Source organism: Elusimicrobiota bacterium (assembly GCA_026388075.1).
GTDB lineage: Bacteria > Elusimicrobiota > Endomicrobiia > Endomicrobiales > JAPLKN01 > JAPLKN01.
In genome coordinates this window covers 1-14,073 of record JAPLKN010000051.1, presented here as the reverse complement: position 1 = coordinate 14,073, position 14,073 = coordinate 1, and the positions used below count along the sequence as shown (strand labels likewise).

The following is a 14,073-nucleotide window of genomic DNA, read 5'->3' as shown; positions in this document are numbered from 1 at the left end:
GCAGTTCAAGAAAAATTTTCTTGGTCAAAGCGCGGACAAATTTACACGCGCAGCTTCCAGCCAGAAATGTTTCAGAACTTCAGACATAGATAAAGTCGGACATACAAACCGTCACCTGACTTTTTTTGAAATGCTTGGCAATTTTTCATTCGGAGACTATTTTAAAACTGATGCTATTGCCTGGGGCTGGGAATTTTTGACTAAGGAAATGTCTTTACCGAAAGAAAAACTCTACGCAACAATTTTCAAGGATGACAGCGAGGCGTATGACTTATGGAAGAAAATAGTTCCGGAATCAAAGATAATCAGAATGGGAGAGGAAACAAATTTCTGGAATATGGGGCCGACGGGCCCTTGCGGGCCGTGTTCTGAAATATTATACGATTTGGGGCCGGAATATTCCTGTAAAAAGCCTGATTGCGGGCCTCACTGCGATTGCGATCGCTATTTGGAAGTGTGGAACCTTGTTTTTACTCAGTTTGACAGGCAGGAAGACGGATCCTTGAAAAATCTTCCAAGAAAAAATATTGATACCGGAATGGGGCTTGAACGTTTAGCGGCCGTAGCCAATGGCAAAACAAATGTTTTTGAAACCGACCTTTTTGCGCCGATAATTGAAGAACTATCCGATATACTTGAAGTAAAAATATCTGAAAATCCATTTCAGTTGAGAATGATGGCTGACCATGTGCGTTCGGTATGCTTTTTAATTGCTGACGGAATACTTCCTTCAAATGAGGGAAGGGGCTATGTTCTGCGAAGAATTTTAAGACGTGCGTTAAGACAGGGGAAAATGTTTGGCGCAGAGAAACCTTTCTTATACAGATTATCTGCTGAAGTTGCCGAGATAATGAAGTCTGCTTATCCCGAATTGTCCCAAAGGCGGGAAAATATTGCTTCAATTACGAAAATGGAAGAAGAAAAATTCCTTGAAACATTGGAATCAGGCACAAAAATATTGGAAGAAATAATGGCTAAATATAAAAGCAGTGATGTTGTTAAGAACAAAGGAAATCTAAAATCAAAATTTGTAATCCCCGGCGATGAAGTATTCAAATTATATGACACATACGGATTTCCTCTGGATCTGACGAAAGAAATTGCCAAAGAAAACGGCCTGGATATAGATGAAGAAGGTTTTAAATCTGCCCAAAGGGATGCCCAAAAAAGGTCCCGCGCCGCTTGGAGCGGTTCAGGAGAAAAAGATTTATCTTTTTATTCCGAACTGCATAAGGATTTGGGCAACACTGTTTTTGTCGGATATGATAAAACAAACGCAGTTTCAAAAGTTTTGGCTTTGACTAAAAATCATAAAAAAGTTAATGCTTTAAATGAAGGTGAAGAAGGGGAAATAATCCTTTCTGAAACTCCGTTTTATGCGGAATCCGGCGGACAGGAAGGGGACACAGGGGAAATCAAGTCCCAAAAAGGAGCTGTTTTAGAAGTCAAGAATGCCATAAAACCGGTAAACAATTTCGTAATCCATAAAGTAGAAGTCAAAAAGGGCACAATTGCTGAAGACGAAGAGGTTACGGGAACAGTTGACATTAAGCGACGGGAAAATATAATGAGGCATCATACCGCAACCCATCTTCTTCATAAAGCTTTGCGCGAAGTGCTTGGAAAACATGTAACGCAGGCGGGATCTTTAGTTGCTCAGGATTTTTTGCGGTTTGACTTTACTCATCTTGCTGCGTTAAAATCTGAAGAAATAACCGCTGTTGAAGAAATAGTAAATAATGCTATACGGGACAACATGCCGGTTTGTGTTTCTCAAATGAGCCTCGGAGATGCGCGAAAAGTCGGGGCTATGGCGCTGTTTGGCGAAAAATATACTGAAACAGTCAGAGCGGTGGCTATCAACGATGAAAAAGATAATCATTACTCACTAGAACTTTGTGGCGGAACTCACGTTCGGCGAACCGGCGATATAGGAATGTTTAAGTTAATATCCGAAACGTCTATCGCTGCCGGAACTAGGAGAATTGAAGCTGTTGCAGGCGAGGCAGCAGAAAAATATTTTAGGCATATTGACAATTTGCTTGATGATATATCCTCAAAACTCAAAGCTACCAAAACTGAAATTTCTGCAAAATTAGATAAGCTGATGAGCCGGGAGAAAGAATTTGAAAAAGAGATTTCAAAACTTAAATCGCAGCTGGCATCCGGGGGAACGCAGGATTTGCTAAAAAGCGTTAAAGATGTTAAGGGCGTGAAACTTCTTACGGCAAAACTTGCTGATACCGACATAAATTCTTTAAGAGATTTAAGCGACAATTTACGGATTAAAATGGGTTCGGGGATAATTATACTTGCAAATATTGAGAAAGAAAAACTTTCATTCGTGGTAAGCGTTACGAAAGACTTGGTTGAACAGAAATATAGTGCCGGAAAAATTGCTAAGAATCTTGCAAGTTTAGTTGGAGGATCAGGCGGCGGAAAAAATGATTTTGCTCAGGGAGGGGGCAAGGATATTTCCAAAATTGATTCAGCATTTAATAAGATTTCTGAACACTTATTATAATATTTTTGACTGAAAGTGGCTATTTTCTTAAAAGATTCATTTAAAATTAATAAAAATGTCATTCTGAACTTGTTTCAGAATCTAATAATCAGTAAAGCATAAGATCCCGAAACAAGTTCGGGATGACAACAAATACCTTGAATAAACTTCGGGTATCACGAGGAAAAAAATGAATAAACACATCGCAATTTCAGTTTTAGGCAAAGATAGGCCGGGAATCGTTTCGGCAATTTCAAAGGTTTTATTTGAAACCGGCTGTAATATTGAAGATTCTTCAATGACAATAATTGAAAGCGAGTTTGCGATGATTCTTGTCATTGCTCTCGGAAAAAGAACTTCTTTAGCGGAATTAAAGAACAAACTTTTTTCGGTATGTAAGTCAATGTCTTTAACAGTTTCAGTCAGAGAACTTTCATCAAAAGAAGCTTTAAAGGAAAAACAATCAAAAAACATGCATATTATTTCTGTTTACGGATCAGATAAAACCGTTTTCCCATCAAATAAAAAGGCAGGCGAAATAAATTCTATGCTTCAAGATATCGCAGAGTCTTTGGATGTTAAGATAGTTGTAAAACCTGTTGAAATCGCTAAGCTTTAAATCATTGGCAACCAAATGTCTGTCATTAAGGTACTTACTATTCCTGATCCAATCCTTAACAAAAAATCTAAAAAAATAGAAAATATTGATGAAGTTGTTAGAAAAATCGCGTCAGACATGCTTCAAACAATGCATTTTCATAAAAATTGCATCGGTCTTGCCGCGCCGCAAATCGGGCAGAATTTACGGATGGTTGTAATAAATTTGGCTCTTTATCCGAAACCTCATCCTAATCACGGTGAACTTGTATTGATAAATCCGTTGCTAAAAGTTTCAGAACAAAAAAAAATCGGCAGAGAGGGATGTTTAAGCGTTCCTGATTTGACTGCGAACGTTTTGCGCTCTATCAGAGTAGAGATTGAAGCTTTAAATTTAGATGGAAATTTTATAAAATTTGAAACGGAAGGATTTGAAGCGGTTGTAATACAGCACGAAGCTGACCATTTAGACGGCATATTGTTTCTGGATAGAGTAGCATCACTAAAAACTGACGTTTTTAGAAGAAAACAATATTAAAACGTTCTTTAGTTCTTTTGCTCTATGGCTCTTTAGCTCTCAGATATTTTTAACAAAATAACTATAGAACAAAAGAACATGAGAGCGCCGTTTTACTGCACTGCGCCCGTAGCTCAATGGATAGAGTACTGGCCTCCGAAGCCAGCCGTTCGGGTTCAAGTCCCGACGGGCGCGGATTCTTCAAGATATTTTCTGAGCTTAAGAATAATTTTAAAACAATTTGACAAACGGAGGTAAAAAAGTATGTCACAATTTAAGAAAATTACACAAGACATTTTAAGGAAATTGAGTAACAATGTACCGCAAGCATCTTTCAGTGTAATATTTTGGGATGGGACAAAAGAAAATTATGGAGCAGGTACTCCTCAATTTATCCTTAACTTTAAGACAGAGAATGCTGCGAAAAGGATGATTAGTTCAGGTTCATTAGGATTTGGGGAAGAATACATAGATGGGAACATTTTGGTTGAAGGGGATATCGATAAACTTCTTCAATTAGGGAGTGACCCTAGCCTTCAAAACCTCAAGTTATCTTTAGGAACAAAAATCAACATTCTTTTCCATCACTTTAAAACTTTGAACACCTTGATAAATTCAAAGAAAAATATATCCCATAGTTATGATTTAGGGAATGATTATTTCAAGCTTTTTCTTGATAAGAGTATGACATATTCTTGCGCGTATTTTAGGAAAGAGAACGACACTCTCGAACAGGCACAACTTCAAAAATATGAGCATATCTGCCGAAAACTTCTCCTGAAAAAGGAGGATACTCTCATCGATATCGGATCAGGATGGGGAGGAATGCTGGTCTATGCAGCGAAGAATTATGGCATTAAAGGTGTTGGCTGTACAATTTCAAAAGAGCAATACGAATACTCCAAAGAACTGACTAAAAAAGAGGGACTTGAAAACCGGGTTACATTTCTTTTTGAGGATTATCGCAACATGAAAGGTAATTTCTCCAAATTGGTTTCCATAGGCATGGCTGAACATGTGGGAAAAAAATACTTTCCAATGTTCATTAAAACAATAAAATCCTTAACAAGACTTGAAGGGATAGGATTACTTCATACGATGGGACATGAGTTTGATATGCCCGAAGAAGTTTTTACAAGCAAATATCTTTTTCCCGGATACTATGTTCCGTCTCTTGCTGAAATTGTTAATCTGTTGGGAAAAAACGGACTTACAATTACAGATGTCGAGAACCTTAGACTTCATTATGCAAAGACCCTTGATGAATGGACAAATCAAATAAAAGAACATTCGGAAAAAATCAAAACCATAATTGGTGAAAGACTTCTGCGGTTGTGGTATCTTGGCTTTAAGGCTGCCTCAGTCAACTTTAGATATGGAACTTCCCGTTTATATCAAATTACTTTTACAAATGGGCTGAATAATTCTCTGCCTCTTACAAGGGAATACCTTTATACTTAAGATGAAAGATATCGAAAAGAAGAAGAATTTACTAATTGCAGTGGTAGGCGGTAGTGAATGTTCGGGCGAGATAGGCAAAATTGCCTACCAAAATAGGGCAAGAGATTGCCAAAGCCGGCCATATGCTTATTTGCGGCGGGCTTGGCGGGGTGGTGGAGCATGCCTGTAGAGGAGCAAAAAAGGCAGGTCGGTAACTATCGGTATCTTGCCCGGGAAAGATAGATTTGATGGCAATGATTACATCTATAATTTATATTATCTAAAACTTTTTTTAAAAAGGGAATCAAATAAATATGTCGAAACTGAAAGAAACTTTAAGCACTCTTTTTAAAGATTTAAATATTAATACTCCTGATATATCTTTCAAAGTAATATTTTGGGACGGAACTACGGACAATTATGGATCAATGAGTCCACAATTTACCCTTCATTTAAAAACTGAAAATGCCGCAGCAAGAATCCTTCGTTCCGGATCTTTAGGATTCGCTGAAGAATACGTGAACGGGAATATTTTGGTTGAAGGGGATATTACACTGCTCATAAGGTTATGTAACGATCCTCATCTTAAGCTTTCTCTTAGAACAAAACTTTTGATTTTTTTTTACTATCTTAAAACATTAAATACATTGGATAATTCTAAAAAAAATATATCTCATCATTATGACCTTGGCAACGATTTTTTTAAACTTTGGCTTGATAAAACCATGGCCTATACGTGTGCGTATTACAAGAAAGATAGTGATACTTTAGAACAGGCTCAACTTCAAAAATACGAACATATTTGTAGAAAACTCCAGCTTAAAAAAGGAGATACTTTAATTGATCTTGGATGCGGGTGGGGGGAGTTTTTAATCTATGCGGCAAGAGAGTTCGGGATAAATGGTATGGGGATAAGTATAAACGAGCAACAAGCAGAATATGCCCGTGGCCGATCAAGGCAGGAGGGTGTTGAAGATAAGGCACATTTTGTTTTAGAAGATTATAGAAATGTTACAGGACAGTATGATAAAGTGTCCACTATTGGGATGACAGAACACATTGGTAAGAATTACTTGCCTTTATTCATTAAAAAAATAAAATCCTTGCTAAAGCCAGAGGGTTTTGGATTGCTACATACAATAGGAAATATTGTTGCCAAACCTCCTGACCCCTGGCTAGTAAAATATATTTTTCCGGGAGTTTACATCCCCGCACTTAATGAAGTCGCGTATTTGATGGGTAAAGAAGGTTTAGTGATTACTGATGTTGAAAATCTGCGCTTTCATTATCCTATAACTCTCGATGAATGGAGCAGGCGATTTGAACAAAATATTGAAAAAATAAAAAATATGTTTGACGAAAGATTTATTCGAATGTGGTATTTATATCTGAAAGGTACCTCAGGCAGTCTCAGGTATGGCAATTATCAGCTATATCAAATGACCTTTACAAAAGGATCCAATAATTCTATACCACTGACAAGAGAGCATCTTTATTGTTAACAATGAAAATGGTTCAAAATAAAAAGAATTTAATAATCGGGGTACTGGGTGGAAATGAATGTTCGGGCGAGATAGGCAAAATTGCCTACCAAATAGGGCAAGAGATTGCCAAAGCTGGTCATATACTTATTTGCGGAGGTCTTGGCGGTGTGATGGAGCATGCCTGTAAAGGAGCAAAAGAAGCCGGGGGCTTAACTATCGGCATTTTACCGGGCAAAGAAAAATTTGAGGCAAACGATTATATTGATATACCGATTGTAACGGCGATGTCTCATGCAAGAAACGCAATAATTGTTAGGACTGCGGATATTTTAGTTGCTATCGGCGGAAAATACGGAACTCTTTCGGAAATTGCCCTGGCAAAAGCGATAGATAAACCGGTTTATGGTCTAAAAACTTGGGAAATAGACGGAGTAATAAAAATAAATAAGTTTTCGGAAATTCCGCTTCCAAAGTAAAAAGGAATTTAATCATAATAAAATGAAATCAGTTATACAAAGAGTCAAAAGCGCTTCAGTTTCAGTAAATGGCGGGCCCAAGAAAGAAATAAAAGAAGGGCTGGTCGTGCTTTTGGGTATAGGAAATGCGGATGATTTGAAAGATATTGAATGGATAGCAGAAAAGATACAGAATTTGCGGATATTTTCTAATGAGGACGGCAAATTTGATAAGTCAATCACGGACATAAAAGGGGATATTCTTGTTATTTCACAGTTCACGCTTTATGGGGATTGCAGAAAAGGGAGAAGGCCGGATTTTACTGAAGCTGCAAAAAGTGAAAAAGCCATTCCTCTTTATGAAAAGTTTGTTCAAATCCTAAAAAAGTCAGGCCTGAAAGTTGAAACGGGGGAATTCGGAGCCCATATGCTAGTGGAAATAAATAACGATGGACCGGTAACCATAACTATTGACAGCAAACAATAATCCAGCCTTATAAACTCATCTAATAATCATGGAAAATAATAAAATAGTTAAAGCACTTTATGATCTACTGAATCCGTGCCGATTATGCCCGCAAAACTGCGGTGTTAACCGGCTTAAAGGCGAAAAGGGAAAATGCAGGACTGGCAATGAGTTCTATATCTCTAGCTTTAATGTTCACCATGGTGAAGAACCTCCAATTTCAGGCTATAGCGGATCTGGTACGATATTTTTTGCTAACTGCAATCTGTCTTGCGTTTTTTGCCAAAACTATCCTATTAGCCAATTCGGGCACGGCAAGAAATCAAATATTCCAGAACTTGTGAAAATTATGCTGGAATTGCAGAATCAAGGAGTGCACAATATTAATTTTGTTACGCCTACTCATGTTGTGCCTTGGATATGCGAAGCCTTGCTTGAGGCAAAGTCAAAAGGGTTGAAAATACCCGTTGTATATAACTGCGGTGGCTATGAAAGCATTGAAACCTTAAAATTATTAGATGGAGTTATTGATATCTATATGCCGGATGCTAAATATTCAATTGACGAAAAAGCTTTTAAATACTCAAATGCAAAAAATTATTGGGGAATCAATAAAATTGCGATTGAAGAAATGTTCAGGCAGGTAGGAAATCTGGTTATAGATAAACTTGGCATAGCCAAAAAAGGACTGCTTATTAGACATTTGGTTTTGCCAAATGATATTACGGGAAGCAAAAAAGTTTTGAATTTTATTTCAAAGAATATTTCTCCAAAAACCTATCTTAGTCTTATGTCTCAATATCATCCTGCGCATAACGCAATAAAATTCCCCGAGCTAAATCGCAGTGTCAGCAAAGAAGAATACAAGCCAATCGTAGAATATGCACACAAATTAGGCCTTGATAACGGCTGGATACAGGAACTGTAAAAACCAGATACCAGGAACCAGCGACCAGTAAAAGAAAAGATTTAAAATTATAAATTTTAATTGTTTCAAATTATGATTTTAGAAGGAATTTTTGTAAAAAATATGCTAAAATATTATTCATTATGAAAAAAATTTTAATATCACTTGGATTAACGATCTTTCTGGGCCCCGGAGTGGGTCATTTGTACCTTAAAAAATTCAAAAAAGGCATAATTTTTATTGGGGTGGTGCTTATAACAGCCATGCATCTTGCCTGGAAAGCAGGCAAATCTATTGCGATTACTCCCGATATCACCAAAGAGAAAGTTCTGTTTCTTTTTCAGGAGTTCACCAGGAATAATTCAAAAGTAATTCTTTATTACGACATAATCTTTGCCGCAGTCTGGGCATATGCAATTATTGACGCATTTAATATTGCCAAAAAAAGCCTTCCGTCTTCCCAAAAAAATCCAGAAGATGAAAACGAAAATAGTTAAAACTGTCAGTGTTTCTCAAATGCAGGAAATTGACATAAGAACATCAGAGGAATTTGGGATTCCGTCGATAATTTTGATGGAAAACGCCGGCAGATCAGTTGCAGAGATCGTAAGAAAGAGTAATCCGAAAAAAATAGCAGTATTATGCGGTTCAGGAAATAACGGGGGAGACGGGCTTGTAGCAGCCAGGTATCTTGATCATTGGGATTTTCAAGTTGAAATTATATTAATTAAATCTCCTGATTATTTTAGTGGCGACACCTTAACGAATTTTAAAATCATTAAAAGTCTAAAAATTCCGGTATCTTCATTTGCCACAAAATCATCATTAAAAGATTTTGAACTGATAATTGATGCTCTGCTTGGTACCGGGACCAAGGGGGAAGTAACGGGTATTTATCGTGAAGCAATTGACGAGATAAATAATTCGCAAAAAAAAGTTTATTCAATAGATGTTCCATCCGGCATAGATGCCGATAAAGGAGAAATACTAGGTACGGCAGTTAAAGCTGACGTAACTATTACAATGGCTATAGCTAAAAAGGGGTTAGTTGAGCCGAATGCTTCGGAATATGTCGGAAAACTTATTGTGGCAGATATCGGTATTCCCAAGATACTTGTAAATCAATATCAATAAAATGAAATTCAAAATTATTTTTATTATTGTTTTAATGTTTTTAGCAATGAACTCATTTGCGGGAAAAAATAACATTTCTTCTTTAAAAGGAGTTAGCAAGGTGAAATTAAATAATGGATTAACCGTATTATTGAAGGAAAACCATTCGCAGCCTCTGGTTTCAGTTCAAGTATGGATTAAAGTCGGTTCTGTATGTGAAAAAGAAAATCAGAAAGGATTAACGCATTTTCTGGAACATCTTTTGTTTAAGGGAACAAAGAATTATCCCGGCGATGAAATATCCAGAAAAGTTGAAGCTCAGGGCGGTATAATAAATGCCGGCACATCCAAGGAATTTACTCATTATCATATTGATATACAAAGTGATGCCGCTGAAGAAGCGGTGAAAATCCTTGCGGATGCTATGGCTAATGCTGTTTTACCTGAAAAAGAGATAGAAAAAGAAAGACCGGTGGTAATTGAAGAAATTGTGCGTCATAACGACAATCCCGGTGCTGTTTTATATGACAATTTTTCTCAAGTTTTATTTTTAAAAACACCTTACAATTACAATGTTTTGGGTTCATCAACTGTAATAAAAAATGCCACAAGAGAAGAAATTGAAAATTATTACCGTTCTTGGTATATCCCTGAGAATATGTTTTTAACTATTGCAGGAGATATTGATTCCAAAAGCATTCTTTTGACAATAATGGAAACATTCGGCCGTCAAAAAAGTTCAAAAATTCCGAATTTTCCGGATTTGGCTGAAGAAAAACATGGCCCTAACGATATTATTACTAAACGAGATGTTGAACACGGGTATCTTCTTGCCGGGTTCATCGGCCCGGACCTGAAATCCAGCGAACAGTTTTCAGCTGATATAACATCAATAATATTGGGAGGAGGAAGATCGTCAAGACTGTACAGAAAACTTCGCGAGAAGAAAAAACTTGTATATGCAATTTCCTCGTCCTTTTATTCGCAAAGAGGAAGCGGAGCAATAGTATTTCAGTCGGTATTTGATCCGAAAAATGAAAATATTGTACTTTCGGAATTAAACAGAGAAATTCAGGAACTTGAGAAAAATGGTCCCTCAGATGAAGAACTTAACCGCGCAAAAGAAATGATAAAAGCGGACTGGTATTTTGACCAGGAAAGCTTTCATGACCAAGCTGCAACGGTAGGATACTGGAACATGCAGGGCCTTCCCCAAATGCCGGATAAATATATAAGAAACATTGAAAAAATAACAAAAAAAGATGTCCAGGTTTTTCTTAAAAATTATTTCAGGTCCCAGCAATTATCTTATGCTTTGATAATTCCGGAAAAGAAATGAAAAAAATATTTTTTGCTTTAATTCTATTATTGTTGACAACACCGATATTTTCAGGAGGAAACGTGAATATTTTTACTTTATCTAATGGGCTGAAAGCAATTCATAAAGAGATTGCCGAAAACCCCCTGGCTACAATCCAGCTTTTCTTAAAAAATGGTTCAATTTTAGAAAAAGAAAACCAAGCCGGAATCCTTAATTTCACACAGATGCTTATGATGCAGGGCACAAAAGACCTTAATTCGGAACAATTAGCGTCAGAAATAGAAGATATCGGCGGAAGTATCTCGTCAGATGTCGCTGAAGATTATGCGAGTATAGGAATTTCAGTAATGGATTCTAAATTTGAAAAAGCATCAAAAATCTTATCAAATATTGTTACAGAACCGGTGTTTCCTCAAGGTGAAATTGAGAAAGAGCGAATTAATGTCCTTGCAGCGATCCAGTCACGCAAAGACAACATTTCTTCTACTGCGGAAGATATTTTTGCTAAAACTTTTTACGGGAATCATCCCTATTCATGGCCTGATATAGGCAAAGAAGACAGCGTTTCCAAATTTAAAAGAGAGGATTTAGTTAATTGGCATAAACTTAATTACTTTTCGGAAAATATGGTTTTAGTTATTGTGGGAAATCTTTCTTTGGATACTGCAAAAAAAACTGCTGAAAAATATTTTTCAAAAATAAATAAGGGCACGGCAATTAAAGAAATACGTAAACCCGAAGTGCCAAAAGCCCAAAAAGTAGTTTCAGAAAACAAAAAATTTAAGCAGGCTTATCTTATAGTTGGTTTTCCTGCCCCGTCATTTAATGAAAACGGCTACATTGAGTTGAAAATGATTAATACAATCCTTGGATCGCGAATGACCGCGAGGTTATTTACGGAATTGAGGGAAAAACTCAGCCTTGCTTATGAAGTTAATTCGGCTTTTCCAACCCGCAAAGAACTCAGCCGGTTTATTATTTATATCGGCCTTGAAAAGAAAAATATTGAACTTGCTGAAAAAAGAATATTTGAAATACTTCAGGATCTTGAAAACAATCCTGTTAATGATAAAGAACTCAATGAGGCCAAAAATTATATTCGGGGCGCATATCTGCTTGATCACCAGACAATAAGCAGGAAAGCCTGGTATATCGGCTGGTGGGAAATGCTGGGAAAAGGTTATGATTATGATCAGAAATATATTGAGGATCTTATGGCAGTTACCCCGGAACAAATTCAAAAAGCAGCTAAAAAATATTTTACTGGTCAATCCGTAACAGTTGAGGTTGTGCCTGAATAATTAAATACGGTAGAAAGTAGTCAGTAGGTAGGGATTAGGGAAATGCATCGAAAATATTTTGTCCCCTTGCTTTCTTTGAGTTATTTTCTTATCGTTTCTGCCTGCCACAAAAACCAACCACAACAAATAAATGAAGTATCAGCAAACATTCCGGTTTCAGGAGACATATATGTTGCAGCGTCTATCGGAGATGCAACTTATCTTAATCCTATTCTTGCTTCAGACAGCGCTTCAGGCGAAATTAACGGCCTTGTTTATAATGGACTTGTTAAATACGATAAAAACATAAAGCTTATAGGCGATTTAGCTGAAAAATGGACTATATCTAAAGACGGGCTTAAATTAACTTTTTATCTGCGGAAAAATATTAAATGGCATGACGGAAAACCTTTTAGCGCTGAAGACGTTAAATTTACATATGGAAAACTGATTGATCCAAGGGTGAAAACTCCTTATGCGGCAGATTATCTTCTTGTAAAAAAATTTGAAATCCTGAATCCCTACACAATCCGAATAACTTATAAAGAACCGCTTGCAACTTCGCTTGAATCCTGGGCAATGGGAATAATTCCGAAACATATTTTTGAAAATGGAGATTTTAATTCTAATCTTTCGAATAGAAAACCTGTTGGCACGGGCCCGTATATATTCAAAGAATGGATAACAGACGAAAAAATTGTGCTTGAAGCAAATCCTAACTATTTTGAAGGCAGGCCTTATATAAGCCGATATATCTATAGAATTGTCCCGGATCAATCTGTCCAGTTTTTAGAACTCAGAAATCAAAGCATTGATGAAATGGGTTTAACGCCCGACCAATGGAAAGCGTATCCTGAATTTTTTAAACACTATAACAAATTCCGTTATCCTTCTTTTTCTTTTGTTTATCTGGGATTAAATTTGCGTCTGCCGTTATTTAAGGATAAATTATTCAGGGAGGCAATTGCTTACGGGATAGATAAAAACGAAATTATAAATGGCGTGCTTCTAAGTATGGGTAAATCTGCTACAGGGCCGTTTCCACCTCAATCCTGGGCTTATAATTCAAATGTAAAGGATTACGAATATAACCCTAAAAAGGCTTTGAAAATATTAAATAAACTTGGCTGGAGAGATTCAAACGGCGACGGCTACCTTGAAAAGAATGGGGAAACTCTCGGATTTACCATAATTACAAACCAGGGAAATAAAATGAGGAGCCTTACTGCTGAAATAATACAATCACAACTGAAAAAGATTGGCATTAAAGTAAATGTAAGGATTATTGAATGGAGCGCTCTTGTCCATCAGTTCATAGATAAAAAGAAATTTGAAGCACTTATTATGGGATGGTCTCTTTCACGCGATCCCGATGAATTCCCGTTATGGCATTCAAGCCAGATTAAAGAAGGGCAATATAATTTTATTTCTTATTCCAATCCTGAGGTAGACCGGCTGCTTTTGCAGGGCAGAAGAACTCTTGATAGGAAAAAGCGGACAGAAATTTATAATAAGCTTCATTCAGTTATGGCAAAAGATTTGCCTGTAATATTTCTTTATTATCCGGAAGCTTTACCTGTAATTCACAAGCGGTTTAAAGGGGTGGAAGTTGCTCCTCTTGGAATCGGCTGGAATTTTATTAAATGGTGGGTGCCTAAGTCTCAACAGCGTTACAAACAAGATAGTTAAAAGTTATAAAGTTGAAAATCTATAAAAGTCTTGTTATTACCGAATGTTTCTATCGGGAATCTATTAATTAAAAAATGATTTCTTATATTTTAAAACGTTTACTTTACTTAATTCCAATACTTATCGGTATAACGCTGATAACATTTGGGGTAATGCACTTGGCGCCGGGAAAGCCTTCGGATATGCTGACCGATATGAATATCAAAGTTACTGCGGATTCGCGCGCCCGTCTGATGGAACTCTACGGACTTAACAAACCTTTTCATATTCAGTATTGGAACTGGCTTAAAAGGTTTGCCCG

General features: G+C 36.8%; 15 protein-coding genes and 1 tRNA gene. All 16 read left to right on the top strand.

Going from position 1 to position 14,073, the window contains the following annotated elements; all coding sequences use genetic code 11:
• On the top strand, positions 1–2,524 hold a 2,524-nt coding region (gene alaS, locus NT145_02510), incomplete at its 5' end, for an alanine--tRNA ligase (protein ID MCX5781566.1).
• Between the two features lie 169 nt (positions 2,525–2,693).
• Complete coding sequence (locus NT145_02505; GenBank protein ID MCX5781565.1) at positions 2,694–3,122, top strand: amino acid-binding protein; 429 nt, start codon at positions 2,694–2,696, stop codon at positions 3,120–3,122.
• Positions 3,123–3,137: 15 nt separating this feature from the next.
• The gene (def, locus tag NT145_02500; GenBank protein ID MCX5781564.1) at positions 3,138–3,638 is read left to right on the top strand and encodes a peptide deformylase; all 501 of its coding nucleotides are present in this window, start codon (positions 3,138–3,140) and stop codon (positions 3,636–3,638) included.
• A gap of 102 nt (positions 3,639–3,740) precedes the next feature.
• Positions 3,741–3,812 (top strand) — tRNA-Arg (locus NT145_02495).
• A gap of 69 nt (positions 3,813–3,881) precedes the next feature.
• Positions 3,882–5,078: a cyclopropane-fatty-acyl-phospholipid synthase gene (locus tag NT145_02490; protein MCX5781563.1), complete on the top strand. Its 1,197-nt coding sequence runs from the start codon at positions 3,882–3,884 to the stop codon at positions 5,076–5,078.
• 122 nt (positions 5,079–5,200) lie between these two features.
• Complete coding sequence (locus tag NT145_02485; protein ID MCX5781562.1) at positions 5,201–5,272, top strand: hypothetical protein; 72 nt, start codon at positions 5,201–5,203, stop codon at positions 5,270–5,272.
• Between the two features lie 99 nt (positions 5,273–5,371).
• Entirely contained in the window at positions 5,372–6,559 is a 1,188-nt protein-coding gene (locus NT145_02480; GenBank protein ID MCX5781561.1) for a cyclopropane-fatty-acyl-phospholipid synthase, read from the top strand.
• Between the two features lie 2 nt (positions 6,560–6,561).
• Positions 6,562–7,017, top strand: coding sequence for a TIGR00725 family protein (locus tag NT145_02475; protein MCX5781560.1), 456 nt, complete (start codon positions 6,562–6,564; stop codon positions 7,015–7,017).
• Positions 7,018–7,039: 22 nt separating this feature from the next.
• The gene (gene dtd / locus NT145_02470) at positions 7,040–7,483 is read left to right on the top strand and encodes a D-aminoacyl-tRNA deacylase (GenBank protein ID MCX5781559.1); all 444 of its coding nucleotides are present in this window, start codon (positions 7,040–7,042) and stop codon (positions 7,481–7,483) included.
• 28 nt (positions 7,484–7,511) lie between these two features.
• Complete coding sequence (locus NT145_02465) at positions 7,512–8,390, top strand: radical SAM protein (protein MCX5781558.1); 879 nt, start codon at positions 7,512–7,514, stop codon at positions 8,388–8,390.
• Between the two features lie 122 nt (positions 8,391–8,512).
• Positions 8,513–8,866 carry a hypothetical protein gene (locus NT145_02460; protein ID MCX5781557.1) on the top strand — a complete coding sequence of 118 codons (354 nt, stop codon included), beginning with the start codon at positions 8,513–8,515 and terminating at the stop codon, positions 8,864–8,866.
• The gene (locus tag NT145_02455) at positions 8,847–9,503 is read left to right on the top strand and encodes an NAD(P)H-hydrate epimerase (GenBank protein ID MCX5781556.1); all 657 of its coding nucleotides are present in this window, start codon (positions 8,847–8,849) and stop codon (positions 9,501–9,503) included. Before NT145_02460 ends, NT145_02455 begins: the two co-directional genes overlap by 20 nt.
• 1 nt (position 9,504) lies before the next feature.
• The gene (locus tag NT145_02450; GenBank protein ID MCX5781555.1) at positions 9,505–10,821 is read left to right on the top strand and encodes a pitrilysin family protein; all 1,317 of its coding nucleotides are present in this window, start codon (positions 9,505–9,507) and stop codon (positions 10,819–10,821) included.
• Positions 10,818–12,104, top strand: a complete 1,287-nt coding sequence (locus NT145_02445) for a pitrilysin family protein (GenBank protein MCX5781554.1) — start codon at positions 10,818–10,820, stop codon at positions 12,102–12,104. The genes NT145_02450 and NT145_02445 overlap by 4 nt, the downstream gene beginning before the upstream one ends.
• 42 nt (positions 12,105–12,146) lie before the next feature.
• Entirely contained in the window at positions 12,147–13,772 is a 1,626-nt protein-coding gene (locus NT145_02440) for a peptide-binding protein (GenBank protein MCX5781553.1), read from the top strand.
• A gap of 74 nt (positions 13,773–13,846) precedes the next feature.
• Positions 13,847–14,073 (top strand): diguanylate cyclase (locus NT145_02435; protein ID MCX5781552.1); only part of this gene is annotated, 227 nt, incomplete at its 3' end.